24 protein-coding genes are annotated in these 25,029 nt (G+C 68.3%); 7 read left to right on the forward strand and 17 right to left on the reverse strand.

The features are described 5' to 3' along the window. Nucleotides 1–60: 60 nt before the first annotated feature. Nucleotides 61–2,205 (reverse strand): heterodisulfide reductase-related iron-sulfur binding cluster, encoded by a 2,145-nt coding sequence (locus LI337_RS08005; RefSeq protein WP_227229282.1) that lies wholly within the window; start codon nucleotides 2,203–2,205, stop codon nucleotides 61–63. Between the two features lie 180 nt (nucleotides 2,206–2,385). On the opposite strand from LI337_RS08005, the gene LI337_RS08010 reads away from it, so the two are divergent. Next, on the forward strand, nucleotides 2,386–2,580 hold the full coding sequence (locus tag LI337_RS08010; protein WP_227229283.1) for a hypothetical protein: 195 nt from the start codon (nucleotides 2,386–2,388) through the stop codon (nucleotides 2,578–2,580). Nucleotides 2,581–2,622: 42 nt separating this feature from the next. Here the strand turns inward: LI337_RS08010 and LI337_RS08015 are convergent, their stop codons facing one another. The 3 genes from LI337_RS08015 to LI337_RS08025 are packed head-to-tail and all read right to left on the reverse strand — an operon-like array spanning nucleotide 2,623 to nucleotide 4,721. Beyond that, nucleotides 2,623–3,327 carry an energy-coupling factor transporter transmembrane component T family protein gene (locus LI337_RS08015; protein WP_227229284.1) on the reverse strand — a complete coding sequence of 235 codons (705 nt, stop codon included), beginning with the start codon at nucleotides 3,325–3,327 and terminating at the stop codon, nucleotides 2,623–2,625. Further along, on the reverse strand, nucleotides 3,321–4,082 hold the full coding sequence (locus tag LI337_RS08020) for an energy-coupling factor ABC transporter ATP-binding protein (protein WP_227229285.1): 762 nt from the start codon (nucleotides 4,080–4,082) through the stop codon (nucleotides 3,321–3,323). The genes LI337_RS08015 and LI337_RS08020 overlap by 7 nt, the downstream gene beginning before the upstream one ends. Nucleotides 4,083–4,139: 57 nt before the next feature. Continuing rightward, nucleotides 4,140–4,721 (reverse strand): biotin transporter BioY, encoded by a 582-nt coding sequence (locus LI337_RS08025; protein WP_227229286.1) that lies wholly within the window; start codon nucleotides 4,719–4,721, stop codon nucleotides 4,140–4,142. A 170-nt stretch (nucleotides 4,722–4,891) separates the two neighbouring features. Here LI337_RS08025 and LI337_RS08030 point away from each other — a divergent pair, with 170 nt between their 5' ends. Further along, nucleotides 4,892–5,494 (forward strand): hypothetical protein, encoded by a 603-nt coding sequence (locus LI337_RS08030; RefSeq protein WP_227229287.1) that lies wholly within the window; start codon nucleotides 4,892–4,894, stop codon nucleotides 5,492–5,494. A gap of 80 nt (nucleotides 5,495–5,574) precedes the next feature. Here LI337_RS08030 and LI337_RS08035 read toward each other — a convergent pair whose 3' ends face one another. Both LI337_RS08035 and LI337_RS08040 read right to left on the reverse strand, forming a co-directional pair. Then, entirely contained in the window at nucleotides 5,575–6,528 is a 954-nt protein-coding gene (locus tag LI337_RS08035) for an oxidoreductase (RefSeq protein WP_227229288.1), read from the reverse strand. A 102-nt stretch (nucleotides 6,529–6,630) separates the two neighbouring features. Further along, entirely contained in the window at nucleotides 6,631–7,116 is a 486-nt protein-coding gene (locus tag LI337_RS08040) for an Lrp/AsnC family transcriptional regulator (RefSeq protein ID WP_227229289.1), read from the reverse strand. A 260-nt stretch (nucleotides 7,117–7,376) separates the two neighbouring features. Here LI337_RS08040 and LI337_RS08045 point away from each other — a divergent pair, with 260 nt between their 5' ends. Then, the gene (locus LI337_RS08045) at nucleotides 7,377–8,318 is read left to right on the forward strand and encodes a DMT family transporter (RefSeq protein WP_227229290.1); all 942 of its coding nucleotides are present in this window, start codon (nucleotides 7,377–7,379) and stop codon (nucleotides 8,316–8,318) included. A 54-nt stretch (nucleotides 8,319–8,372) separates the two neighbouring features. Here the strand turns inward: LI337_RS08045 and LI337_RS08050 are convergent, their stop codons facing one another. From LI337_RS08050 to rio1, 6 genes are all read right to left on the reverse strand, one after another. Next, nucleotides 8,373–8,660, reverse strand: coding sequence for a DUF6360 family protein (locus tag LI337_RS08050; RefSeq protein WP_227229291.1), 288 nt, complete (start codon nucleotides 8,658–8,660; stop codon nucleotides 8,373–8,375). A gap of 769 nt (nucleotides 8,661–9,429) precedes the next feature. Continuing rightward, nucleotides 9,430–11,085, reverse strand: a complete 1,656-nt coding sequence (gene thsA / locus LI337_RS08055; protein WP_303645246.1) for a thermosome subunit alpha — start codon at nucleotides 11,083–11,085, stop codon at nucleotides 9,430–9,432. Between the two features lie 218 nt (nucleotides 11,086–11,303). Continuing rightward, nucleotides 11,304–12,188 carry an NAD(P)H-hydrate epimerase gene (locus LI337_RS08060; RefSeq protein ID WP_227229292.1) on the reverse strand — a complete coding sequence of 295 codons (885 nt, stop codon included), beginning with the start codon at nucleotides 12,186–12,188 and terminating at the stop codon, nucleotides 11,304–11,306. Between the two features lie 79 nt (nucleotides 12,189–12,267). Beyond that, a complete protein-coding gene (locus LI337_RS08065; RefSeq protein WP_227229293.1) occupies nucleotides 12,268–12,807 on the reverse strand; it encodes a KH domain-containing protein in 540 nt (179 codons plus the stop codon). Between the two features lie 8 nt (nucleotides 12,808–12,815). Then, complete coding sequence (locus LI337_RS08070; protein ID WP_227229294.1) at nucleotides 12,816–13,214, reverse strand: hypothetical protein; 399 nt, start codon at nucleotides 13,212–13,214, stop codon at nucleotides 12,816–12,818. Nucleotides 13,215–13,294: 80 nt separating this feature from the next. Further along, nucleotides 13,295–14,152, reverse strand: coding sequence for a serine/threonine-protein kinase Rio1 (rio1, locus tag LI337_RS08075; RefSeq protein WP_227229295.1), 858 nt, complete (start codon nucleotides 14,150–14,152; stop codon nucleotides 13,295–13,297). Between the two features lie 876 nt (nucleotides 14,153–15,028). Between rio1 and LI337_RS08080 the strand changes: the two genes are divergently transcribed. Beyond that, a complete protein-coding gene (locus tag LI337_RS08080; protein ID WP_227229296.1) occupies nucleotides 15,029–15,709 on the forward strand; it encodes a class I SAM-dependent methyltransferase in 681 nt (226 codons plus the stop codon). A gap of 25 nt (nucleotides 15,710–15,734) precedes the next feature. On the opposite strand, the gene LI337_RS08085 is transcribed toward LI337_RS08080, so the two are convergent. Genes LI337_RS08085 through LI337_RS08095 form a run of 3 tightly spaced genes read right to left on the reverse strand, consistent with a single transcriptional unit; the run spans nucleotide 15,735 to nucleotide 19,684 of the window. Beyond that, complete coding sequence (locus LI337_RS08085) at nucleotides 15,735–16,829, reverse strand: ABC transporter ATP-binding protein (RefSeq protein ID WP_227229297.1); 1,095 nt, start codon at nucleotides 16,827–16,829, stop codon at nucleotides 15,735–15,737. After that, complete coding sequence (locus LI337_RS08090) at nucleotides 16,826–18,526, reverse strand: ABC transporter permease (RefSeq protein ID WP_227229298.1); 1,701 nt, start codon at nucleotides 18,524–18,526, stop codon at nucleotides 16,826–16,828. Before LI337_RS08090 ends, LI337_RS08085 begins: the two co-directional genes overlap by 4 nt. Nucleotides 18,527–18,553: 27 nt before the next feature. After that, nucleotides 18,554–19,684, reverse strand: coding sequence for a thiamine ABC transporter substrate-binding protein (locus tag LI337_RS08095; RefSeq protein WP_227229299.1), 1,131 nt, complete (start codon nucleotides 19,682–19,684; stop codon nucleotides 18,554–18,556). Between the two features lie 132 nt (nucleotides 19,685–19,816). On the opposite strand from LI337_RS08095, the gene LI337_RS08100 reads away from it, so the two are divergent. Beyond that, a complete protein-coding gene (locus LI337_RS08100; RefSeq protein WP_227229300.1) occupies nucleotides 19,817–20,914 on the forward strand; it encodes an AI-2E family transporter in 1,098 nt (365 codons plus the stop codon). A gap of 434 nt (nucleotides 20,915–21,348) precedes the next feature. On the opposite strand, the gene LI337_RS08105 is transcribed toward LI337_RS08100, so the two are convergent. Continuing rightward, the gene (locus LI337_RS08105; protein ID WP_227229301.1) at nucleotides 21,349–21,750 is read right to left on the reverse strand and encodes a hypothetical protein; all 402 of its coding nucleotides are present in this window, start codon (nucleotides 21,748–21,750) and stop codon (nucleotides 21,349–21,351) included. Between the two features lie 123 nt (nucleotides 21,751–21,873). Between LI337_RS08105 and LI337_RS08110 the strand changes: the two genes are divergently transcribed. Both LI337_RS08110 and LI337_RS08115 read left to right on the forward strand, forming a co-directional pair. After that, entirely contained in the window at nucleotides 21,874–22,143 is a 270-nt protein-coding gene (locus LI337_RS08110) for a hypothetical protein (RefSeq protein ID WP_227229302.1), read from the forward strand. Between the two features lie 166 nt (nucleotides 22,144–22,309). Beyond that, nucleotides 22,310–24,091, forward strand: a complete 1,782-nt coding sequence (locus LI337_RS08115; protein ID WP_227229303.1) for a site-2 protease family protein — start codon at nucleotides 22,310–22,312, stop codon at nucleotides 24,089–24,091. Between the two features lie 395 nt (nucleotides 24,092–24,486). Here LI337_RS08115 and LI337_RS08120 read toward each other — a convergent pair whose 3' ends face one another. Continuing rightward, entirely contained in the window at nucleotides 24,487–25,008 is a 522-nt protein-coding gene (locus tag LI337_RS08120) for an archaemetzincin family Zn-dependent metalloprotease (protein WP_227229304.1), read from the reverse strand. Nucleotides 25,009–25,029 lie beyond the last annotated feature (21 nt).

Consider the following 25,029-nt stretch of genomic DNA (forward strand, 5'->3'; position numbering starts at 1 on the left):
GTGCCACACCAGCCACCAGAGACACCCCGACCGCGACGTCCCGAGCGTCTGCGCGCGGCCTCAGTCCGCGCTCACGCCGGAGTCGTCGCCGACTTCCACGTCCTCGACCGACACCGCGCCACTGCCGGCGTCGAGCGCCTCGACCAGCAGTTCCGCCACGTCGATCACCTCGATGTCGTCCTCGAAGTCGCCCGTCTTCCGGCCGTCCTCGTACATCGTCCCGCACATCGGACAGGCGACGACGAACTTCTCGACTGCGTCGCCGGCGTCGGTGTCTTCGAGGGCTTCGCGCAGGCGCTCCTCCGAGGGCTTCGTCTCCTCGTTCTGGTCCATCCACAGGCCACCACCGCCGCCACCACAGCAGAAGGAGTCCTTCCGGTTGCGGGGCATCTCCGAGAGTCGCGCGCCGGTCGCGCGCACCAGTTCACGGGGGGCCTCGTACTCGTGGTTGTACCGCCCGAGGTGACAGGGGTCGTGGTAGGTGACGGTGTAGTCGAGTTCGGTGCCCGCGAGGTCGATGCGGCCCGACTCGACGAGGGTCTCCACGACCTGCGTGTAGTGGAACACCGGGTAGTCGAACTCCACGCCCAGTTCTGCGGCCATCTCGGGATACTCGTTCGAGAAGGTGTTGTACGAGTGCGGGTCGGTACAGACGATCTTCTCGAACTCGCAGTCGGCCATCGCGCCGGCGTTGTCCTCGACGAGCATCTCGAAGAGGCCCTCCTCGCCCACGCGGCGCACGTCGTTGCCGTCGTTCTGCTCGTCCTCGTAGAGGATGCCGTAGGAGACGCCGCTCGCCTCGAACAGACGCGCCAGCGACCGGGCGACGCGCTGGTTCCGCTCGTCGTAGGAGGGGTAGTCGCCGACGTACCAGAGGAACTCCACGTCCGCCTCGCGGGCGTCCGGCACCTCGAAGTCCAGGTCGTCGGTCCAGTCCGGCCGCTTGCGCTGGGGGTCGCCGAAGGCGTTCCCGTTCTGGAAGACGTTCATCATCGCGTCCTGCACGTTCTCCTGCATCTGGCCCGTCTCGGTCAGGCGGCGGTTCATCTCGGTGAAGTGCGTGAGGTGCTCGATCTCGACCGGACAGGCGTCCATGCAGGCCATGCAGGCCATGCACGACTCCATCGACTCGCTGTCGATGACGGACGTCCCGCCGTCGGCGACGATCTCGACCGAGTCGGTCTCACCGGCGTCCAGTTCCTCACGGTAGGTCTTCAGGTCGAGGATGACGTCGCGCGGGTCCAGATTGCGCCCGGAGGCCTTCGCGGGACAGACCGACGAACAGCGGCCGCACTTCGTACAGGCGTCCTGATCGAGCATCGCCTTCCACGAGAAGTCGTCGACGGAGGTGTAGCCGATCTCGTCGGGCGCGGCGTCCGAGGGCACACCGGGCAGTCGCCGACCCGCTTTCTCGTCGCGCGTGACGACGTTGGCGAAGGAGGAGATCATGTGGAACGGCTTCGCGTAGGGGATCCACGCGACGAACGCCAGCGCGAGCAGGGCGTGTGACCACCAGCCCCACCAGTAGAGCGACTCGGCGAGCCCGGCCGACACGCCGGCGGCGTCGAAGACGAGCGCGAGGAAGTAGCCGACGAAGCTGACCGTCTCGAAGGAGGGGAAGCCGGTCCCGACGATGCGCAGGCCCTCGATGAGGTAGCCGCCCACACCGAGGAGGAACAGCGACCAGACGAACAGCGCGTCCTCGTTCGAGGTGTGTTTGCCCCACAGCCGCTCGTTCCGGACGGCGTACCGGCGGTAGAGCGCCATGCCGACCCCGACGACGAAGAGGAGACCCATCGCGTCCATCACCAGCGAGTACGAGAGGTAGAAGTCGCCGACGAAGAAGGAGGGCTGGCCCAGCAGTTTCGTCCAGATGTCCATGTCGATGGCGAGGATGGTCGTCCCGATCAGCAGGGTGAGAAAGCCCCAGAGGATGAAGGAGTGCATCAGGCCGCCGTAGAGGTCGCGGTCGAACTGTTTCTCGTTCGAGCCGACGATCTTCGCCGCCGACGTGACGCGCGTCGAGAGGTCGTCGAGTCGCGGGAAGGGGTCCTCGGTCCCGCGCGCGTAGCGGGCGAACCGCTCGTACAGGCCGTACAGGAAGACGAGGATAGCGACGGCCGCGAAGAAGTAGAAGGCGACCTCGCCCACCGGACTGATGGTCCAGAAGGTCTCCCGCGTCGGCGTCGTCTGCAGGAATGTCATAGTCGTTCACGCGGGTACGGCAGGGTTAAATCTTGCCACACCGCACGGGCGTTTGACAGACGTTTCCGCGCGCAGTCCGGGAGTCCCGGGTGCAGTCGGCAGGCCGCGTCTCGCCGGGTCGAGCCTCACCGGAGGGCAGTCGCCGGAAGCACCTTCCGACAGGCGTGTCTCGCTCCGATTGTGACCGACGGCTTCACCGCCCACCTCCTCGCGGACGCGCGACTCAGACTCCTCGGTGTCGTCTTCGCGGGCGTCGTCCTCGTCGTCGGCGGCGTCCTCCAGTTCGTCCTCCCCACGAGCCAGTGGCTCCCGGCCAGCCTCGCGATCGGACTCCTCGTCACTGTCGGCGTCGGCCGCCGGTGGGTCGGCGGCTGAGGCGCGCACCGACCACGACGGGCCCCACTCGGACGAAGCGGCTCACAGCAGAACCGACACCGCCAGTCCGAGTCCGACGACCGCCCCGACCAGATCGCGCGGGGCGAACGCCAGCGCCGGAAGCGTCGGGTTCCACGCGAGACAGCGCGCCCGGAGCGCCAGCGCGAGTCGGTCCGCCCGCCCGAACGCCCGCGAGAGGCCGGCGGCCGCGGCCACCTGGATGCGCTCGTCCAGCCGACGCTCGCTGCCGAGTCGCGCGGCCATCGCCTCTCGCGCCCGGCGCACGTCGTCGCGCAGGACCGGGAGAAACCGGAAGACGAGCGCCACCCCGATCCCGAGAAACTGGCCCGGTCGCCCCGGTATCGTCCGCTGGATGGCCGCCCGCGTCTCCCGGACCGGCGTCGTGCGGACGTACGCCGCCGAGACGAGCAGGATCAGGGAGACACGATAGCTCGCGAGCAGGGGGAAGACAGCATCCGCCGGCACGAACCACGGCGCGCCGAGCGTCACCCCCTCGACGACCGGCGAGACGACGAGAAACGGGAGGACGTACCGGTAGGCCCACAGCGTCCGGATCGGGGAGGTGTCGGCCGCCAGTAGCAGGCCGGCGGTGACGACCGAGAGGACGGCGAGGCCGCCCGGCGTCGTGTGCGCGAACGCGGCCGCGACGAAGGCGAACTGGACGAACAGCTTCGTCCGGGGATCGAGGCGGTGGGCGAGACTGTCGCCCGGTTCGTAGGTCAGCATCGGTCGTCTCGGTCGTCGGTCGAGTGACTCGACTCGCCGGCGTCCGACGCCTCCGCTGGCGGCACGCGCACCCCGAGGTCGGCGAGTCGGTCGCGGGCGTCCGCAGGAGCGGCGTCCAGTGCGATCTCGCCGTCCTGCATCGCCACGACCCGATCCGCGAGGGGCAGTGCGTCCCGCAAGTCGTGAGTGACGAGGACGATGCCGGTGCCCTCGGCGTGGCGCTCCCGGAGGCGGGCGACGACCGACTCGCGGGCCGGCGCGTCGAGTCCGGTGAAGGGTTCGTCCAGCACGAGGTGGCTCGGCTCCATCGCCAGCGCACCCGCGATGGCGACGCGTTCGCGCTCGCCGCCAGAGAGTGAATCGATCCGCTCCGTCTCCCTGCCGGCCATCCCGACCGCGTCCAGCGCGTCGGCGACCCGGCGGTCGATCTCCGCGCGCGTGAGGCCGAGGTTCTCCGGGCCGAAGGCTACGTCCGCGCCGACGGTCGCGGCGACGATCTGGTCGCGGGGGTCCTGAAACACCATCCCGACCGCGGTGCGCGCCGCGACGAGATCGTCGGCGACGGCCGTGCCGTCGACCAGCACCGCGCCGGAGTCGGGTGTCAGGAGACCGTTGCAGTGCCGGACGAGCGTCGTCTTCCCGGAGCCGTTCGCGCCTGCGAGGACCAGAAACTCCCCGTCCGGGATCGTCAGCGAGACCGAGTCGAGCGCGAGGGAGTCGCCGTACCGATGAGTGACGTCGCGGAGTTCGATCATCGGGTCGGCTCCAGGCCGATCGGCGGCCGCCGTCTCGGGTCGGATCGCGTCACGGTCTCAGTCCGCCGAGAGGCGGTCGCTCCGGACGATGCCGACCGCGGCGGCGATCTTGACCGCCTCGAAGGGGACGAACGCGAGCGCCGAGACGACGAACGCCTCGACGAGGCCGACACCCTGCACGAGGGCGAAACCGGCCGTCCCGAGACCGTAGATGACCACGGTCCCCGCGAGCATCGCGCCGACGAGTCGGGGCGTGGAGGCGCGGTCGTAGTTCCCCAGATCGAGGCCACCGTGGACGACCACGCCGATCACGAGCGCCGCGACCGGATACGACCAGAGGTAGCCCGCCGTGAAGCCGACGAGTGGCTGGAGGCCCGCCTGTCCGCCGGCGAAGACGGGTGCGCCGGCCGCGCCCGCCGCGAGGTACAGCAGGATCGACGCGCTCCCCCAGACGGGACCGAGCATGATCCCCGCGAGGAAGACGCCCAGTACCTGGAGCGTGATCGGTGTGGGCGAGAGCGGGTTCGGGAAGGAGACGTAGGCGAACGCCCCCATCAGTGCCGCGAAGAGCGCGGCCCGGGCGAGGTTGCCGACGGCTTCCTCTCCGACCAGTTCGACAGAGTCCGTGTTCGTCACCATGCTCCCGGCTCTCTCGTAAACCGACGTGAAACTGGTGGTTTACGACAGGGACACCCCACTCGGGTCGTCGCCACCGAACCGTCGATTCAGCCGGGAACGAGGCGCTGAGTGGCACGATCGGCACACACGTCCAGCAAGCTTTTGTCCGTCGGTCACGAGATACGGCAGGCATGGACGAGAAGACCGAAGAACTCCGCGACATCTTCATCGACGCCACCGGGTCCGACACGGTGACGGAGCGACAGGAGGAGGGGCCCGGCTCGCTCGCGGACGAGCCCTCCGGCGACCCGGCGCGCATCCGGGAGTTGATCGGCCAGATGCGTGACCGCTACGAGTTCACGTCTCCCCTCTCCGACGAGACGCTCGAGACGGTGGTCCGGGCGTTCTTCGACGACGCGGACGACGCCGCCATCGCCGAGCGCATCGACGCCGACGCGGAGAGGGTGTTCGACGCTCGGATGGACCTCCACCTCCTGCGGGAGTCGGACACCGCCGACGCGGCGGTCGACCTCGTGGCCCTCCGGAAACTGCTGGTCGAGGACGCGAGCGTCGCCGACTGTGTCGAGCGGCTGGACGCCGACGAGGAGACGGTCCGCCACTACGCCCGCGTGGTCGAGACACGACTCGAGGCGACTCGCGCGAACGACCGCTTCCGCGACGAGTTCGCCGAACTGCTGACCGACGAGGAACTCTCCGACCGGATGGCACAGGACGCACGGGAGGACGGCCTGCGCGAAGCGACCGAGGACATCGAGACCGACGTGTCGTTCTGACGCCGAGTCGTTGCTCCCGACGAGGTACGCCCTCGTCACTTCTTTCGACGAGGTACACCGTCGTCACGTCTCCCGGCGAGTTACACCGTCGTCGTCTCGGGGAAGACGTACTCGACACCGGTCAGGTCTTCCGACACCTGCCACAGTCGCTCGGCCGTCGCCTCGTCGTACGACCGGTCGCTGGACCGTTGCGTCTCGGGGTAGCCACGCATGTCCATCAGGCCGCCGGGCCCGACGTAGTCGCCGCCGGTCACCGCGTCGGCGGTCGCGGCGTACAGCATCGGCAGCGCCCCCATCTCGGCCGACTGCGCGAGGAGGCTGTTCGCCACCTTCATCGCGGCCATCCTGACTCTGCTCCCGCGTGCCTCCGGGCCGCGGTACTGGAGGTTCGTCGCGGCGTACCCCGGGTGACAGACGACGCTCGTCACGCGCTCGATGTCCGCCGCGTCGAGTCGTCGGTCGAGTTCGTAGCCGAACAGGACGTTCGCCAGTTTGCTCTGTGCGTAGGCGTCCCACTCGTCGTACGCCCGTCGGCCCTGCAGGTCGTCGAAGTCCATCTCGCCGCGCTCGTGGAGTCCACTCGACTGGGTGACGACCCGCGTCTCGCCGTCGGTCTCGAGCAGCAGGTCGAGGAGGTGCCCGGTCAGCGCGAAGTGGCCGAGGTGGTTGACGCCGAACTGGGTCTCGAAGCCGTCTGCGGTCTCGCGACGCGGGATGGCCATCACGCCGGCGTTGTTACAGAGGACGCGCAGGTCGTCGTAGTCCGCCCGGAACTCGTCGGCGAATCGCTGGACAGAGGCGAGGTCGCCGAGGTCGAGGTCGCGCACGTCGAGGTCGGCGTCGGGGACGCGCCGGGCCACGTCGTCGCGGGCCGACTCTGCGCGGTCGCGACTCCGACAGGCCATCACCACGGTCGCGCCCGCGTCGGCGAACGCCCGCGTCGCCTCGAATCCGAGGCCGCTGTTCGCCCCGGTCACGATCACCGTCTCGTCACTGAGGTCCGGCATCTCGGCCGTGGTCCACCGCGAGGTCATGGGTTCACTTGGGGTGCCGGCTACAGAAAGTCGTCGGTGGTAGTGGTGGTGGTGAGTCCGACCTCGGTCGTCGCCACCGACCGCTCCGACGTCGGCGGTGGCTCACCCCTCGGTCAGTTCCGCGATCAGCGTTTCCAGACTGTAGCTCTCCAGAACGCGGGTGCTGTCCTGGAGCGTGTCGATGACGAACGTGGAGTTGGTTCGCTCGACGCCCTCGATGGCCTCGAACTCGCTGATGAGTCGTTCGACCGAGTCGCTGCTCGGCAGGTGCGCGACGACGATGAAGTCCGTCTCGCCCATCGTGAAGTACACCTGCGAGACGCCCTCGACCGCCCGGAGGCGGTCGCCGAACTCCTCGTACGAGCCCTCGTAGTCGGCGAGTACCTCGATCATGATCGTCACCCCCAACCCGACCGCGTCGAGGTCCACGTCGTAGAGGTCGTTCGTGAAGACGCCGGCGTCCCGGAGGTTGTTCAGCCGGTAGTGGATCGTCGAGACCGGGATGTCGGTCGCCTCGTGGAGTCGTTCGGGACTCCCGGTGCCGAGGTCGGCGATGGCCTTCAGCAGTCGCACGTCGCGTTCGTCCATCTCGTCCGGTCTCTCGCGGCCGCGACGTAATTATCCACCGTCACGCCGCCGGTGTGCCGCGTCTCACAGGAGCGACGTCGGACACGGCCGACCACCGGCGAGTCGCACGGAGATCTTCTGATAGAATTCTACAATACAAACTGGCTTCGACCCGATATCGTTCTAACTGTCACGAACTTCTCGAAAGCTATTCGGTCACAGGGAGGGTGCTTCGAAGAAGGACTTAACAACCCTCGACCACCGACGTTGAACTGTACTCGATGAACTTGGTCCAAAATTACAGAATACTCTCACGGACGCCAGTATTGTTCGTACTGCTCGCCGTCTTCTGGGGCACCTCCTTCGTCGCCATCGAAGTCGGACTGCACTACTTCCCGCCGCTGCTGTTCGCGGCGATCCGGTACGACGTGGCGGGGCTGCTGGTCCTCGCGTACGCCGTCGCCCGGTTCGACTCGTGGCGACCTCGGACGCGCGGCGAGGTCGCGGGGATACTCGTCGCGGGACTGCTCGTCTTCGGCGCGCACCACAGCCTGCTGTATCTCGGCCAGCAGTACGTCTCCGGGAGCATCGCGTCGGTGCTGATCTCGCTGTCGCCGGTGTTGACCGCCGGGTTCGCGGGCCTCCTCCTGTCGGGCGAGTCGCTCGACGCGAAGGGCATCGTCGGCCTGTTGACGGGGCTGACCGGCGTGGTGATCGTCCTCGATTCCGATCCGGCGCAGTTCTTCGGAGCCGACACACTCGGCATCGGATTGGTGTTTCTCTCGGCGGTGAGTTTCGCGCTCGGATCGGTGCTGACCCGCCCGTTCGAGAGCGACCTGCCGATCCAGGCGACGCAGGGGTGGGCGATGGTGCTCGGGGCAGTGCTGTTGCATCTCGGGAGCTACGTCCGGGGCGAGTCGGCCAGCGCGATTCTCTGGACGCCCTCGGCGGTCGCGTCGTTCGTCTATCTGACGCTCATCTCGGGCGTGCTCGCCTTCTCGATCTACTTCGTCCTCTTGGAGCGGATCGGCCCGGCGGAACTGAATCTCGTCGGCTATCTCGAACCGGTCACGGCCACGCTGGTCGGACTGGTCGTGCTCGGTCAGCCCATCGCCGTGACGACCGTCACGGGCTTCGTGACCATCTTCGCCGGCTTCACGCTGGTCAAGCGTGACCGGTTGGTCGATCTGGTGGACAGACGGGTCGGCACCTCGTGGCACTGAGTCGGCGCGATTCGACTCAACCGATTCGACCTTACTCGACGCTCCTGGCGTTCCTCACTCCTCGTCTCGTGCCGCCTCGACTCTGCTCGCGTACTTCTCCAACTCCTCGGCGAGGTCGCGGGCCTGCTCGGCCGAGAGGGTCACGCGGTCGGCGTGGGCCGGCAGGTGGTCGAGTTGCGTGTTGTCGAGTTCGAGTTCGAGCGTGACTGCCTGTGGATTCTTCCGGGGCGCGGTGACGTTCAGCACCGCGAAGGCCTCCTCGGTGAACTCGTGGCTCTCTGCCTCGCCGTCCAGCGTGTCGAAGGTCGTGTAGGCGTTGATCTTCAGGAGTCTGTCGGGCATACCGTGGTGTGGGTTCGTGACCGGGAAAGCGATGTCGGGTGGTACCCGGGAGAATCGGTCGTGGGTGGGTACTCTGACGAATCGGTCGTGAACACTGAGGAGTGAAACTTCCCGCGAGACATGCCTTCGGTCGAGTGAGTCGCGGACAGCGAGAGGTGAAAGCCCCCGCGCTCTCGACCCCCTTTCAGTGCCACCCGGTGGAATCTGCGAAAGCGCACGCAACACCCGGTGGACCAGTCGGTTTCAGCGCGAGCGCCTCCCTGCAACCGTCGGCTTGTCTGAGCCGGGTGCATCCCGGCGAAGTGCGCGGCACAGAGGTCGCGCCAGCCCATTCGACTGGTGAGTCTGTCGTGAGTTCCAGTGGAAAGTCGGCGGTCGCAGTGCGGTCGGCGCGTGCGCGACCTCGACGCGCACGCGAGGGAGTCGGATGCGGGCGGTGCGGAGAGCATCCGACGAGGCTGGGGAGGGGCGAGGTGCGGTGCTGGGCTGTGCAGTCGCGGTGCGGATGCGGTGCGGTCGCGGGTCCGCTGGTAGCCGCGCTACGACGAGTAGCGGTGCTGATGCTGTTCGCGGTGCTGTCGTGGTCGCGGTCTGCGGTGCTGTCGCGGTCAGCGATACTGCCACAGTCGCAACCGAAACCGTACACTACCCACTCTCACAGAACAGCCACGTCTAGCCGATCGAGCGTCGCATAAAAGTCAGAGTATCGCAGTCGAGTGCCGGTGCGCCGAAAGTCGGTGGAGTGGGGGTGTGGCGTATCAGCGGACGCTCACATCGCGCCGCCCATACCGCCCATGCCGCCCATGCCGCCCATGCCGCCGCCCATGCCGCCGGGCGCGCCGCCGTCGTCGCCGTCGTCGTCGCCGACCTGCCCGCCGGACAGGTCGCCTGCGGCGATGACGTCGTCGATGCGGAGGATCATGACGGCCGCCTCGGTGGCGGACTCGATGGCCTGCGTCTTGACGCGGAGGGGCTCGGTGACGCCCTCTGCCTCCATGTCGATGACCTCACCGGTGTAGGCGTCGAGGCCCGCACCGAACTCGCCCGCGTCGTGGCGGGCGCGGAGGTCGACCAGCGAGTCGATGGGGTCGAGCCCGGCGTTCTCGGCCAGCGTGCGCGGGATGACCTCAAGCGCGTCGGCGAACGCCTCGACGGCCAACTGCTCGCGGCCGCCGACGGAGTCGGCGAAATCGCGGAGTTCGAGCGCGAGGTCCGTCTCGGGTGCGCCGCCGCCGGGCAGGACCTTGCCGTCCTCCAGCGTGACGCGCACGACGCCGAGACTGTCGTCGATGGCGCGCTCGACCTCGTCGACGACGTGTTCCGTGCCGCCGCGGAGGATCATCGTCACGGCCTTCGCGTCCTCGACGTCCTCGACGAAGATGCGCTCGTCGCCGCCGACGTCCTTCTGCGCGACCGAACCGGCGAAGCCGAGGTCGCTCTCCTCGATGTCGTCGAGGTTGCCGACGACGCGGGCGCCCGTCGCGCGGGCCAGCCGCTTGAGGTCGGAGTTCTTCGCGCGGCGGACGGCGAGGATGCCCTCCTGTGCGAGGTAGTGCTGGGCCATGTCGTCGATGCCGTCACCGACGAACACCACGTCGGCGCCGGCGTCGGCGAGCTTGTCGACCATCTCCTTCAGCTGCTTCTCCTCCTGGTCGAGGAACTGCTGAAGCTGGTCGGGGTCGGTGACGTTGACCTCGGCGTCGATCTCCGTCTCCTTCACCTCGAGGGCACCGTCGAACAGCGCGACGTTGGCGTCCTCGACCATGTAGGGCATGTTGTCGTCGACGCGCTCCTTGTCGACGATGACGCCCTCGACGAGCTCCGAGTTGTCGATGGAGCCGCCGACGACCTTCTCGACGGAGACGTTGTCCGTGTCGATGCCGTCCTCGTCCTGCACGGCCAGCACGGCGTCGACGACGAGTTCCGCGAGGTGATCCTTCGCGGACTCCGCGCCCTTGCCCGTCATCGCCGTCGAGGCGATCTTGACGAGTTCCTCGCGGTCCTCTGCGGACACGTCGATGGCGTCCTCGGCGAGCAGTTCCTTCGCCTTCTCGGCGGCCTGGCGGTACCCCTGTGCGAGCGTCGTCGGGTGGATGTCGGACTCGATGAGCTCCTCGGCCTGGTCGAGGAGTTCACCGGCGATGACGACAGCCGTCGTGGTCCCGTCGCCGACCTCGTCCTCCTGGGTCTCGGAGACCTCGACGATCATGTTCGCCGCCGGGTGGTCGATGTCCATCTCCTTCAGGATCGTCACGCCGTCGTTCGTGACGACGACTCCGCCGGAGGAGTCGACCAGCATCTTGTCCATGCCTTTCGGTCCGAGTGTCGTGCGGACCGACTCGGCGACGGCCTTGCCGGCCGTGATGTTCATCGACTGGGCGTCGCGCCCAGACGTTCGCTGGCTGTCCTCCGAGAGTACGATCATGGGCTGGTTGCCCATCCGCTGACGCTGAGACATATCGGGCGTTGATTGTCTACGGTTCTATAAAAATCCGTCGTTTCGAGTTCGTGTCAACCGAAGCCACACCGACGCCCTCTTGCGATGTGGTGTGTGGTATCGCGCCCCACGAAGCGGCGAACGACCCCGAACCGCAATTCCACTCTAGGCTGTCGCTGGTGAGGAGTCGTCGGCCTGTCGAGCAGTCATCGCCGGACGTCGACCAGTCGCACCCAGTTCCGGGCACCGAACGGTTGTCGGTAGGGAATCTGGTCGTCGGTGGCGTCGGCGTCTTCCTTCTCCACCCTGTCCACGACCGCGCCGAATCCGACCCGCCGGTAGACGACCGGCGGGATGCCGATGTCGGCCAGCAGGAGATCGCCGACCGCCGGTCTGAGGTCGAGGTCGTCGGCCTCGTCTGCGAACCCGGTCTTCGGCAGTGCCAGCGTCAGCGTCGTGTCGGCGGAGACGGCGACTCCCGGCGTCTCGCCGGTCGTCGCCTGCAGGCCGGATGGCACGTCGAGCGAGACGACCGGTGTCTCGCTCGCTTCGATCGCGTCGATCATCTCCGCCGTCGTCCCGTGGGGCGGTCCCGACAGGCCGTACCCGATCAGCGCGTCCACCACCAGGTCGGCGTCGGCGAGCAGGTGAGTCAGTCCGGTGTCGGTGTCGCTACCGTCGGCGTCGTGCCGATCGGTCGCCGCAGTCACCGCGACGCCGCTCTTCGTCAGGATGCGACACTGTCGACCCGCCGGGCCGGAGAGGTCGGTCGGGTCGCGGTCGAGCAGGGTACGAGCAGACCAGCCGTGATTCCGGAGGTGTCGAACCGCACACAACCCACCGGCTCCGTTGCCGCCGCCGCCCGCGAGAACGATCACGGTCGGTGTCGCGTCGGCCTCTCGCCGACCGACGATCTGTGTCGGCTCCCCCGTCTTCCGCCGGACGATGCCGGCGAGGGTTCGGCCCGCGTTCTCGACCATCTGCAGCATCCCGAGTTCGACACAGTCTACAGCGACCCGGTCCACCTCGCGCATCTCGTCGGCGGTGACGCTCGGGACCTCGTGGCCGGACTCGGTACGGAAGACGGGCATAGCTCACGAGAGGACGCGAGCGGACAAAACGACTGGTGGCGACCGAGCGGGGAGCGTGGATTCGGCGACCGCGAAGACGCTACTCCGGCGTCAGGTCCACGTCGTTGGTCAGTTCGTTGTGCTTGCGTTCGAGGAAGGAGTACACCGCGCCGTGGGGTGCCCCGTCGAGGATCATCTCGGCCGCACGCCGGACCGCCTGCACTTCCTCGGGTTGGCCGATGATCCCGAGCGTCGAACCGTAGATGACGACGTTCGCACCCGACAGTTCCTCCATCAGTTCGCGGGTCCGGCCGTTCTCGCCGATGAGACGACCCTTGTGTCGCTGGAGGTCGTTCTGGTTGCGTGCCGCGTCGTCGATGTCGATGAGGTCGAACATCCGCAGATCGTGATCCAGCAGGGAGAGCGCCGCGTCGGGGGCGAAGCCGCGACCGATGGCCCGGACGATGTCGGGTGCGACCATCCCGGTGACCGGGTCGCCGACCGACTCGATCGCGACCGACCCGTTCTCGGAGTCGATGTCGAGGCGCACCTCGGCGGCCTCCTCTATCTCACGCATGGTCTCGCCTCCCTCACCGATGAGAACACCGATGCGGTCCTGCGGTACCGTCACGTGTTGCATGAGAGACGCTACCCGGTCGAGGCGTTTAAGCGTTCCTTCGCAGCGGCCGTGTGAGACCGACTGACGCCCGGCAGTGGGCCTCCCGGACCGCGACTGCCGACGCAGGCCACTGTCGAACCACGCGCCGTGACCCGCCGCCGGACCGCGACCGCGAGCAGGTAGTAGCGCGGTGCGACCCGCCACCGGACGAGTCGCCCGAGGAGGTCGCGGACTGCGGGGCGGCCACCCTCGCCCGCGGTGACGACCACTCCGGCGACCGTCGGTCCCCACGCCCCGACGAGGACGGCGAGGATGGGTGTCGGCTCGGCGACGAGGCTCTCCGCGAGCCACGCGGTCCACGACCACGCGAGCGTCACGAGTGCGAACGCGAGCAGTGGTCGGTCGGCGACGCGACTGCGGACGAACATACACCCCCGACGACGGACAGCTATCTGAACGTTTCGCGGGTCGAGAGGGGCTCGGTCCCGGCGCGTCCGCCGGGGTCGGCTCAGGGCGTCGGGTCGACCTCGGTCACGTAGTCGTACAGCGTGTCGCCGTCCACGTCGACGCCCTGCCGGGAGAAGAAGCCCGCCACGTTTCGGCAGTCCCGGCGCAGGAACTCGTCGGCGTTCGGGTGGTGGACGGTCACGGCCTGGCCGAGGTCGATGACGACCAGTTCGCCCTCGTGGACGATCAGGTTGTACTCCGAGAGGTCGCCGTGGACCAGGCCGGCCGAGTGGAGTCGGCGCATGTACTCCCGGACGACCTCGAAGGCGGTCTCGGGGTTCTCGACGTGGACCTCGGCGAGTCGGCGCGCGCGGTCCTCGACGAGGCCGACGAGTTCCATCACGAGGACGTTCCGCTCGACCGCGATGGGGTTCGGGACGCGGACGCCCGCCTTCCTCGCGCGTTCGAGGTTCGCGTACTCTTTCCGGGTCCACGCCAGCACGGTCTTGCCTTTGTCGCCGCCGATGCCGTCGAACCGGGGGTCGCCGGCGAGGTAGTCGGTCATGTGCCGGAAGTTCGAGGCGTTGATCCGGTAGATCTTGACCGCGACGTCGGTGCCGTCCGCGCCGAGTGCCTCGTAGACGTTCGCCTCTTTGCCGGTGGAGATCGGTCCGCCGAAGGCTTCGATGTGCCCGTCCTGGACGAGTTTGTAGATGGCGGCGAAGGTCGCGTCGTCGAACACCGACTGTTCGACCTTGAACTGGTCGGCGTCCTTCAGGCGCTTGCGGAACTCGCTGAACTCGCGGTCCCGCTTGCGCGCGATGGTGTCGGCTTCGCTGTCCGACACGTCGATCTCCTCCCACTCGTCGCCGAATCCCTCGACCGCGTCGGGTTCGATCAGACCGAACTCCTCTGTCACGACTGGTCGTTGCACGTCCGCGCGTAAAACGTCTCAGGTGTCGTACTGGGGAGATCGTGTCGTAGATCGACGTGGGTCGGGAGACGGGGGAGGTGGTGACGACTGCGACTGCGACTGAGGTGATACCCGTGACGACACCGCAAACCGCGACAGCGACGACTACTGCACCGCGAACTGCGACAGCACCAGCACCGCTACTCGTCGTAGCGCGGCTCCCAGCGGAACCGCCACAGCACCGCACCGCATCCGCACCGCGACTGCACAGCCCAGCACCGCACCTCGTCCTCCCCAGCCTCGCCGGATGCTCTCGGCACCGCCCGCATCCGGCTCCCTCGCGCGCGTCGAGTCGCGCACGCCGACCACCACAGCACTGCAATACGGGAACGAAATTTCGACTCACGTCACAGGTACCAGTCGAACGGGCTGGCGCGGCTTCATGCCGCGCCGACGGTCGCAGGGAGGCGCTCGCGCTGAAACCGACTGGTCCACCGCGAGTTGCATGCGTCCCCGCGAACTCTCCGGGTGGGACTGAAAGGGGCCGGCGTCTCGATCCGGCCCCGACGCCGTAAGCAAGGCGAGACCGGAGGTCTCGCCAGCAGACGGGCGAGGCTCGGCTCGCCCGTCAGCACCGCAGGGAGGGCGGTCGGCTTGCCGACCGCCCGACTGAGGAGCGCAACAAGTCGCGGCGGTCTTCGTGAGCGAAGCGAACGAAGGCTCGTCAGAGCTTGCCTCTGACGGTGGTCGAGACGCCGGGGGCTTTCACCCCTCGTTGTCACCGACCGACTCGACACCAGCCACACCACCAACCGACTCGCCACCGACCGAGTACACGTCCGAACTCCGAACCACTATCCCACCCGCCGCCGAAGCCCGACCATGAGCGTCAGAGCAGAGTTCGACGCGTGGGCCGCAGACGGCCGCGACAAAGGCATGGAAGACCGCCACTGGCACACCGCGAAACACGTCCTCGCGCGGATGCCGGTCGAACCGGGCGAGACCGTCCTCGACCTGGGCACCGGATCGGGCTACGCCGCCAGGGCACTCCGGGCCGCAGACGACGCCGGGCGTGCCTACGGCCTGGACGGCTCACCCGAGATGGCGCGGAACGCCCGGAGCTACACCGACGACGAGCAGGTCGGCTTCCTCGTGGGCGACTTCGACGAACTCCCCTTCGCCGAGGACAGCGTGGACCACGTCTTCTCGATGGAGGCGTTCTACTACGCCAGCGACCCCGCACACACCCTCGAAGAGGTCGCCCGCGTCCTGCGACCCGGCGGGACGTTCTTCTGTGCGGTGAACTACTACGAGGAGAACGTCCACAGCCACGAGTGGCAGGAGTACATCGAGGTCGAGATGACGCGCTGGTCGGGCGAGGAGTACCGCGACGCGTTCCGCGAGGCCGGGTTCCACGTCGCCGAACAGGACAACGTCCCCGACACCGAGACCGAGATTCCGCCCGCCGACGCCTTCCCGACCGAGGACTGGGAGACCCGTGAGGCGATGGTCGAACGCTACCGCGAGTTCGGCACCCTGCTGACCGTCGGTGTGGTGCCCTGAGCAGTCGGGTCCGGTTCTCGACCGCTCAATCGAGGAGCAGTCGCGCATCCGCAGGACCGAAGTCGAGCGTCACGTCGCCCGACAGCGCGTCGTCGTGGCTGAGGACCACCGACCGACCTGCCCACTCGCAGTGGACCCGCGTCGTCGCGCCGAGGAACTCCGACTCCCGTACCGTCGCCGGGAACCGGTTCGTAGTCTTCGCCGTGATTTCGTCGTCATTCGATCCGCCGACCACTCGGAGGTGTTCCGGGCGGACACAGAGCGTCACGCTGTCTCCGACCGCGACCGACTGGACGCTCCCGGCCGTGTCACCTCTTGCCTCCCGCGCCACCCCGAACTGCCGGTCGCCGACGCGCACCGCCACCCGCGAGTCGTCCGCGCCGACGACCCGGCCGTCGAACAGGTTGTTGTCGCCGACGAACGACGCGACGAACCGCGTCGCCGGCTGTCGGTACACCTCGCGTGGCGCGCCGACCTGCTCGACGCGTCCGTCGCGCAGGACTGCCACCCGGTCGGACACCGACAGCGCCTCCTCCTGGTCGTGGGTGACGTAGACGGTCGTGATCCCCAACTCCGACTGGATCTCCTTCACCTGCAACCGGAGGCGCTCGCGGAGTTGTGCGTCCAGCGCCGACATCGGTTCGTCCAGCAGGAGCAGTCGCGGACCGGGAGCCAGCGCCCGCGCCAGCGCGACGCGCTGCTGCTGACCGCCCGACAGCGCGCCGGGGTCGCGGTCGCCCAGCCCCGAGAGGTCCACGAGGTCCAGCAGGTCCGCGACGCGCTCGTCCGCCGACACGCCACCCGGCGGGTCGTGGAACTTCAGCCCGTAGGCGACGTTCTCCCGGACCGACAGGTGGGGGAACAGCGCGTAGTTCTGGAAGACGACGCCGACTCCTCTGTCCTCGGGCGGGACCCCGGTCATCACCTCGCCGTCGAATCGGACGTCCCCGGCTGTCGGCTCCTCGAATCCCGCCAGCAGGCGCAGGGTGGTCGTCTTGCCACACCCGGAGGGACCGACCAGCGTGAAGAACTCGCCGTCCGAAATCTCCACGTCGATGCCGGCGACCGCGTCGGTGTCGGCGTAGGACTTCCGGACCCCGTCGAGGGTGACGCGGGTCACAGTCGCCCCCAGCGCCCGCCGAACCGGTCGACGACGACGAAACTCAGACTCGTGACGACGAGCAGGACGACACCCATCGCGGTCGCTGGCCCGAGTCTCCGACCGATGTAGCGTTCGAGCGCGACCGGCATCGTGTACCACTCCGACCCGGTCGCCAGAATAACCGTCGAATCGAACTCGCCGATGCTGATGGCGACCGCGAACGCCGCGCCCGCGACCACGCCGGGCGCGACGAGGGGGAGTTCCACGTCCAGCAGCGCCCGGACGCGACTCGCGCCGAGGCTCCGGGCCGACTCCACGAGACGGTCGTCCAGTGCGTCCAGCAAGGGTGCGACGTTGCGGACGACGAAGGGGTACGCGCCGACCGCGTGGGCCGCGACGACCGCGACCGCGCCCGTCACCCGAATGCGGTACGCGCCGATCTCCAGTCCGAAGACCAGCCCTCGAAGCAGACCGAGACCGACGACGATGCCCGACACCGCCAGCGGTGCCATCGTCAGCGCGTCGATGGCGGCCCGACCCCGAAAGCGCCGGGTCGTCAGCACCGACAGCGCGACCCCCATGGGGAGCGCGACGACCAGCGTCCCCAGCGCGAAGACGAGCGAGTTCCTGATCGCGGGGAGTGGGCGAACCTGCGCCGACGTGCCGGTCGCCTGTCGCTCCACGAGGAACTCGTAGTTCGCGGTCGTCAGCCCACCGTCACCGCCGGTCACGCTGGCGAGGATCATGCTGGCGATCGGGCCGACGAAGACGAGGAGGACGACCCCGGCGTAGCCCGCGATGCCGGTCCGGACTGCGAGCGCCCGGAGCGACCAGTCGTCTGGCACGAGCGACCGGCGCGGGAGCGGGTGTGCGCCCTCGCCGGCCCCCGACGTGCGCGCCTCGTACCGGAGGTAGGCGTAGGTCAACCCGAGCGAGATGGCGGTCTCTATCGTCGCCAGCGCGGCCGCGTCGGCGTACTCCAGCGACCGCACCTTCGAGTAGATGAACACCTCGACGGTCGCCAACTGCACCCCGCCGAGTGCCAGCACGATGGGGAACGAGGCGAAGGTGAAGACGAACGTCAGGGTCGCGCCGATCAGGATCGCGGGGCGAAGCTGTGGCGCGACCACGTCCCAGAAGGCCCGCAGGGGGCCGGCACCGAGACTCCGGGCCGTCTCGACGGTTCGGGCGTCGACCGACTCCCAGGCCGCCGTCGTCACCCGCGTCACCAGCGGTGCGTTGTAGAAGGCGTGCGCGACGATGATCGCCTCTAAGGTGAACAGCAACTCGACGCGCGGGAGACCGAGTGCCGCGAGCAGGGAGTTCAGCGTGCCGTTCGCACCGAAGGTCGCCACGAAGCCGATGGCGACCATGATCGAGGGCATGACGAACGGGAGGATGGTCAGCGAGCGCAGCGTCTTGCGGCCGGGAAAGTCGTATCGCGCGAGCAGATAGGCACCCGGGAGTCCCAGCAGGACGCTCGCGATGGTCGAGTAGGCGGCCTGCTTCGCCGTGAACCAGAAGATGTCCACGAGGTAGAACTCCGAGGTGAGAATCTCCCGGAACGCGGCGAGCGAGAACCGCCCCTCGGCGTACACCGCGTCGACGAAGACGGTGGCCACCGGGTAGTAGAAGACGACGAGGAGCACCAGCGCCGTCGCTCCCGCCACCAGCGTCAGCGCGCGTCGTTCCAGCCAGTCTGTCGCCGTTCTCACGCTTTCTCCTCGCTCGCGGGCCGTCGCCTACTTCTGGGCGACTTCCCGCGACCACGCGTCGACCCACTCGGAGACGTTCCCCTTCAGTTCGTCGTATCCGAACGTCACCGGTTCCGGCGGTTCCTTCGCGTACTGCGCGAAGTCTGCGGGCACGTCCGCGTCCTCGGTCGCCGGGAACGCGACGTTCCGGACCGCGATCTCACCCTGCACCGCCGGTCGGAGCATGAAGTCCATGAACTGCCGGCCCACCTCGGGGGCGTCGGCGTCCGCGAACAGCGCCATCCCCTCGGGGTTCGCGTACCCCTGATCGTTCAGGAAGCGGATCTGGTGTTTCGAGAGGTCCTGTCCCTCGGCGTTGGCGAACACCTGGTCCGTGGAGTAGGAGACGACCATCGGCGCTTCACCCTCGGAGTAGGCGGCGTAGGCGTCCGACCACGATCCGAGGATGCGCACGTCGTTGTCGACCAACCGTCGCCAGTAGTCGAGGTAGCCGTCCTCGCCCATCGCGGCGATGGTGTGCAGGAGGAAGGCCCGGCCGGTCGCCGACGACTGCGGGTTCTGGGTGATCAGATCGCCCGCGAACTCCTCGGCCAGCAGGCCGTCGAACGTCTCCGGGGCGACCGCCTGGTTCTCGTCGTACACCAGCGAGATGTAGCCGGTGTCGAAGGGGATCGCTCGTCCCTGCGGGTCGAACTGGAGGCCTGGTTTGACGTTCCCGGCGTTCGACAGTTCGGCCGGGACGAACAGATCCTCGGAGAGTTTCTCGTCGACTCGGATGAGCGCGTCCGTGTCGAGACCGACGTACACGTCGGCGTCGACCGCGACACCGCGACTCGCACGTTCGATGAAGTAGTTGATCTCGGTGTCCGGCGTCTGCCACTCGATCGTCGCGTCGAACTCCGACTCGAACTGCTCTTTCAGCCACGGCCCGGGACTGGACGACGGTGCGTCCACGAAGGGCGCGTAGGTCGCCACCTGCAGCGTCGTCGGTCCCGACTCGGTCGTCCCGGTCGTCGCGCCGTCGGTTCCCGCGCCGTCTCCGGTTCCGGTGTCGGTTCCACCCTCTGTCGCCGGGACGGCGTCTCGACTGACACACCCTGCGAGGAGTGCCGTCGCACCACCCGCACCGGCACGTCTGAGGAAGGCACGTCGTCTCATTACTCGGTGGTTTCGGCCAGTGGTACTTGAATCGCGTGGTTGGCGGTCGGGGCGCAACACTCGCCGGGATCAGTCACGTTGTCGACATCTCGGTGGAGCAACCGTTTTCCCGTCGGCTGTGGTACGTCCGCTGTGGCACCCGACAGACGGTACGTCCTCGGCGGTCTGCTCGTGCTCCTGAGCCTGCTCGCGACCGTCGTCCTCCTGAACGTCGTGGCGACGGTCTTCTTCGCGGTCACGGTCGCGTACCTGCTCGCACCGCTCCGGACCAGACTCCACGAGCGGGGCATCTCCCAGTGGTGGGCCAGCGTACTGGCGACGGCCGCCGGCTTCCTCGGCACCGTCGCGGTCTTCACACCCCTCGTCGTCGTCCTCGTCCTGCGGTTCGAGTCGCTGGTGGCGCTGCTCGATCTGATCCCCGACTCGGTGACGCTCGCCCTCTTCGGCTTCGAGTACGTCGTCACGTTCGACACCGCGCTGGCGGTCGTCGTCGCCCGCCTCTCGGCCATCGCCACCCAGTTCGTCACCGCCGCCCCGGTCCTGCTCATCAAACTCACCCTGTTCGCGTTCGTCGTCTTCGCGCTCCTGCTCCGGGAGGACGCGACCCGCCGGGCGGTGTTGGCCATCGTCCCGCCGAGTTACCGGGGGACCGCGAAGGCACTGGATCGCCGGACCCGCGAGACGCTCTTCGCCATCTACGTCCTGCAGGCCGCGACCGCGCTGGGGACGTTCCTGATCGCGCTCCCGGTGTTCGTCCTCCTCGGCTACGAGTTCCCGGTCGCGCTGGCGACGGTCGCGGCCGTCCTCCAGTTCCTCCCCATCGTCGGGCCGAGTATCCTGCTCCTCGGTCTCGGCGTCTACCACCTCGCACTCGGGGAGGTTCTCCAGGCGGTGCTGGTCGCGGTCGGCGGCGGCTTCTTCATCGCCTGGTTGCCGGACGTCCTGATCCGGCCACGCCTGGCCCGCGAGACGACGAACCTCCCGGGGAGTCTCTACTTCGTCGGCTTCGTCGGCGGGTTGCTCTCGCTGGGTCCAATCGGCGTCATCGCCGGGCCGCTGGCCGTCGCGCTGGTCGTCGAGGTGGCCGCGCTCCTCTCGGCGGAGATGAACACGGTCGCCGTCGGCGACGACGAAGACGGGGACGACTCGAGCGCCGGCGCGGTCGCGGTGGGTGGCAGCGAGGAGGAGCGATCCGATGCCAGTGACGGTGGTGACTCCCCGGCGTCGTAAGCTGGAGCGTTGCGGTGTCGTCGTGGTGAAATCCCGGCAGAACGTGACTGCATCTGCGACAGCAACGCGACTGGTTCGGAGCGCACCTCTGCCACGACCGCTACCGCAACAGGTCTCCAAACCGCACCCGCGACAGCAACGCTACTCGTCGTAGCGCACCGACGAGAGGCCCGCGACTGCAACCGCGACAGCACCGCACCGCGACAGCACCGCACCGCGACCGCACCTCGGTCCTCCCCAGCCTCGACCGCCTCTCGGCACCGCCCGGCGGTCTCCCTCGCGCGTTCCTCGCGCGCCGGGTTGTCTGTGAAAGCGCACACCACACCGGTCACTCGACCACACGTCGCCAGCAGTCGGGGAGGGTCGGGGACGACTGCGACTGCTGGGTTCCCGATCGAGCCGACACCGAAACCGGGTGCCACCGACGATCCGACTCAGGACTCGACGATCTCGACCGTCACCCGGTAGAACCGCGTCCCGCTCTCCGGATCGGCCAGCGCGACGTGGTACGTCCGACCGTCGGTACTCCCGGCGAGTCGTACGCGATACCGGTTCTCGACCGTGGTCGTCGTCTGCACGCGGCCGTCTTCGCTGTCCGCGCGCTCGACGAGTTCGACGACCGGACTCGGCGACTCGAACTCGCTGGCGTCGTAGGCGGCCGGCGCGTCGGCGGCGGCGTCCGGTGCCGGACGCGCGGTGATCTCGACCGTCGGTCCCCCGGTCGAGAGGAGGACGACCCCGACACCACCGACGACCACGGCGAGGAGGAGCACGACGCCGAGGAGTGGTCGGAGGCCCTCGATTCCGGCGGTCGTCGCGGGCGGGGTCTCTCGCACGGCCGGGGCTACCGGCGCGAGTCGGGAGGGCCTTGTGCCCCTCGCTCTCGGTGTGCGACACCCTCTCGCGTGCGACACGTCGGCGCTCGTAGCTTTATCTCCTCAGCGCGCGTCTCTCGGGGTATGGGACTTCTCGACAGCACATTCGGCGGACGAACCGACTTCCCGGACGACGCGACCATCATCGAGATCACCGACGGCGAGGCGGAGATCGTCACCTCCCGCCGGTCGCGTGCGCGACGCGCGCTCCGGCGCACGATCACGACCCTCGGTCTGGTCGCGGTCGGCGCTGGCGTCCTGGCGTACCTCTCGCGCCGCCGGTCGGCCCGACAGATCGCGGAGATCGAGGTGGAGGCCGACGACGCGATGGAGACCGACACGCCGAGCGAGTGAGGTCGTCCACGGACGACGTGGCGGGCGGGGGCGTCGCCCCGACGACCCAGACCCCGAACGCGACCCACTGACCGCAGGACTGCGTGGGCCAGCGGCCCCACGCTCGCCGCGGCTCGTGGCACCGTAACCCGAACGCATTTCCGCGCACCGCCCTTCTCTCCGCCCGATGAATACCCTGCTCTGGATACTCGTCGGCGTCCTCGCGTACTCCGCGGTCGCCGTCGCTCTGCAGACCCGTGGCTACATCCCACGGTCGGTTCGCCTGCAGGGACCGCTCACCACGATCCACACGAGACGTGGCCGGGCGTTCCTGAACTGGCTCGCCCGACCGAAACGGTTCTGGCGTGCGTGGAGCAACGTCGGTGTCGGCATCGCCCTGGTCGTGATGGTCGGCTCCTTCTTCCTCCTGATCCTCGCGGCCCTGTCGGCACTCGGCACCGACCAACCCTCCGCCGTCAGCCAGCCGCGCAACTTCCTCGTCATCCCCGGCGTCAACGACTTCCTCCCGCTGTCGGTCGCCCCCGAGATCGTCTTCGGTCTCCTCGTGGGGCTGGTCGTCCACGAGGGCGGCCACGGCCTGCTCTGCCGCGTCGAGGACATCGACATCGAGTCGATGGGGATCGTCCTCCTGACGGTCCTCCCCATCGGCGCGTTCGTCGAACCGAACGAGGAGAGCCAGAAGAACGCCGATCGCGGCGGCCGGACCCGGATGTTCGCCGCCGGCGTGATGAACAACTTCGCCATCACCGCGATCGTCTTCGCGCTCCTCTTCGGCCCGGTGATCGGCTCGATCGGTCTCGCACCCGGCGTCGGCGTCGGCGCGGCCTACGGATCCGCCGCAGACGCCGGCATCGGCCAGGGCGACCGCATCACCGCGATCAACGGGACCACGGTGGACACGAACGACGAACTGCTCGCCGCACTCGAGGCGACGGGTGGCTCGCAGGTCGCCGTCGAGGTGAACGGCGAGCGGACCGCGATGGTCGAGCGGTCCCCGATCGTCGTCGCCTCCGCGGAGGGGAACCCGGCGAACCTCTCGGTCGATCCGAGCGCGGACGACCCGATCACGGTCGACTCGGTCAACGGGACGCCGGTGAACACGATGTCGGAGTTCCGGACCGCAGTCGAAGACCGGGAGTTCGCGGTGCTGGGCACCAGCGAGGGCGACCGCCGGACGCCGATCGGCACCTTCGCGCAGGTCAGTCCGGAGCGCCCGCTCGCCGACCAGACCGACCTCGAAGCCGGTGACACGATCACGATCACCCGGATCGGCGACCAGCGGATCGTGGACGCCGGCGATCTGACGGCGACGCTCGACGGCTACCAACCGGGCGACGAGGTGACGCTCCGACTCTACAGCGACGGTGCGTTCCGAACCGTGACCGTGACGCTCGACGAGGACGGCTTCGTCGGTGTCAGCCCGGCGGGTGGGGTGAGTGGACTGGCGCTGACCGACTTCGGTGTCCAGCACTACCCCGCCGGCACGTACCTCTCGCTGCTCGGCGGCGAGGGCGGCGAGGGGAGTCTCGACGGGGTGCCGCTGGCCGGCGCGGCCGGGTCGTTCCTCGGGCTGATCTACGTCGCGCTGATCCTCCCGCTGGCGTCGGTGGTGCTGGGCCTGCCGTACAACTTCCCCGGCTTCACCGGCTTCTGGACGAACTTCTTCGTCGTGGAGGGCCCGCTGGCGTTCCTCGGCGGCGGGGTGTTCCTGCTGGCGAATCTCCTCTTCTGGACCGGCTGGATCAACCTCCAACTCGGCCTGTTCAACTGCATCCCCGGCTACCCGCTGGACGGCGGGCGCATCCTCCGGACCTCGGCGGAGGCGGTCGTCTCCCGGCTGCCGGTCGGTGACGGCTACACGCTTGTCCGCACCATCACGACCGGTGTCGGCTTGACCATGCTGGTCGCGCTGGTGTTGACGGTGTTCGGCCCGACGCTGTTGAACTGATGACGTCGAGGACTGGAGCGTTCCGTCGGGAACTGTAGAGGCGGTGCCCGCGACCGCGACAGCACCGCAGCCCGTAACTGCAACCGTACCGCGACGAGCGAGTAGCATCCCGGCTCACGCTACACGCACCAGTCGAGTGGGCTGGCGCGACACCTCGGCGACGGAGGGTCGCTTCGGGCACCACACCTCGGTGGCGTGGGGCCGCCTCGGGCACCACACTTCGGCGGCGTGGAGCGCCGGTGACGAAGGCTCGTCAGAGCGTGCCCCTGACGGTGGTCGAGAGACCGGGGGCTTTCACCGCTCGTCGTCACCGACCGACTCGACAGAATTCTCGTCTCCGACTCACTAGACAGCGTTCACGCGAAAAACTACCTCAGCCGACAGCTCTCAGACGCTCACCGAACCAGCCGACTACAGGTCCCACAGAGGTTCTCCTCTTTCACGTCCACCTCACGAACCGTCGGCGAGAAACTCATCACACATTTGCTGTTGTCACAGTGCTCTAGCCCGACCGTGTGGCCGATCTCGTGGACGACCTCCTTCCGGACGCGGTCGGCGAAGACCTCCTTCGCGGGCTTGGTGGAGATGCCGCCGTCCGAGGAGGTGTTGAGCCGGTAGGTGGAGATGACGGAGCCGGAGCCGTTGAGGTACGCGAGGCCGAAGACGTAGTTTCGGCGGCGGTAGAAGAGGTCCTCGCTGGTGATCCCGATGTTCTTGTCACCGGAGCCGGTTCTGCTCGCCAGTTCGATGAACTCCTCGGCCCGGTACTGGTTCCGGCTCCGGTCGAACGCGCCGTCGGGGATCCCCTGCTCGTTGTGGACCGTCACGTCGCAGTCGTAGACCGACCGCAACGCGGCAGAGGCCTCCCGCTTGACCTGTGCGGGAACCTCCCCAATCGGCACGATATCCACAAGCATGGAAGGGGTTAAGCAGTGGCC

This window comes from Salinirubrum litoreum (assembly GCF_020567425.1).
In the GTDB taxonomy this organism is placed as follows: domain Archaea; phylum Halobacteriota; class Halobacteria; order Halobacteriales; family Haloferacaceae; genus Salinirubrum; species Salinirubrum litoreum.

Bases quoted from the DNA above. Each gene is read 5' to 3' on its own strand.
- LI337_RS08005 (WP_227229282.1), bottom strand. From the start codon at position 2,205: ATGACATTCCTGCAGACGACGCCGACGCGGGAGACCTTCTGGACCATC.
- LI337_RS08015 (WP_227229284.1), bottom strand. From the start codon at position 3,327: ATGCTGACCTACGAACCGGGCGACAGTCTCGCCCACCGCCTCGATCCC.
- LI337_RS08020 (WP_227229285.1), bottom strand. From the start codon at position 4,082: ATGATCGAACTCCGCGACGTCACTCATCGGTACGGCGACTCCCTCGCG.
- LI337_RS08025 (WP_227229286.1), bottom strand. From the start codon at position 4,721: ATGGTGACGAACACGGACTCTGTCGAACTGGTCGGAGAGGAAGCCGTC.
- LI337_RS08030 (WP_227229287.1), top strand. From the start codon at position 4,892: ATGGACGAGAAGACCGAAGAACTCCGCGACATCTTCATCGACGCCACC.
- LI337_RS08035 (WP_227229288.1), bottom strand. From the start codon at position 6,528: ATGACCTCGCGGTGGACCACGGCCGAGATGCCGGACCTCAGTGACGAG.
- LI337_RS08040 (WP_227229289.1), bottom strand. From the start codon at position 7,116: ATGGACGAACGCGACGTGCGACTGCTGAAGGCCATCGCCGACCTCGGC.
- LI337_RS08045 (WP_227229290.1), top strand. From the start codon at position 7,377: ATGAACTTGGTCCAAAATTACAGAATACTCTCACGGACGCCAGTATTG.
- LI337_RS08050 (WP_227229291.1), bottom strand. From the start codon at position 8,660: ATGCCCGACAGACTCCTGAAGATCAACGCCTACACGACCTTCGACACG.
- thsA (WP_303645246.1), bottom strand. From the start codon at position 11,085: ATGATCGTACTCTCGGAGGACAGCCAGCGAACGTCTGGGCGCGACGCC.
- LI337_RS08060 (WP_227229292.1), bottom strand. From the start codon at position 12,188: ATGCCCGTCTTCCGTACCGAGTCCGGCCACGAGGTCCCGAGCGTCACC.
- LI337_RS08065 (WP_227229293.1), bottom strand. From the start codon at position 12,807: ATGCAACACGTGACGGTACCGCAGGACCGCATCGGTGTTCTCATCGGT.
- LI337_RS08070 (WP_227229294.1), bottom strand. From the start codon at position 13,214: ATGTTCGTCCGCAGTCGCGTCGCCGACCGACCACTGCTCGCGTTCGCA.
- LI337_RS08080 (WP_227229296.1), top strand. From the start codon at position 15,029: ATGAGCGTCAGAGCAGAGTTCGACGCGTGGGCCGCAGACGGCCGCGAC.
- LI337_RS08095 (WP_227229299.1), bottom strand. From the start codon at position 19,684: ATGAGACGACGTGCCTTCCTCAGACGTGCCGGTGCGGGTGGTGCGACG.
- LI337_RS08110 (WP_227229302.1), top strand. From the start codon at position 21,874: ATGGGACTTCTCGACAGCACATTCGGCGGACGAACCGACTTCCCGGAC.
- LI337_RS08115 (WP_227229303.1), top strand. From the start codon at position 22,310: ATGAATACCCTGCTCTGGATACTCGTCGGCGTCCTCGCGTACTCCGCG.
- LI337_RS08120 (WP_227229304.1), bottom strand. From the start codon at position 25,008: ATGCTTGTGGATATCGTGCCGATTGGGGAGGTTCCCGCACAGGTCAAG.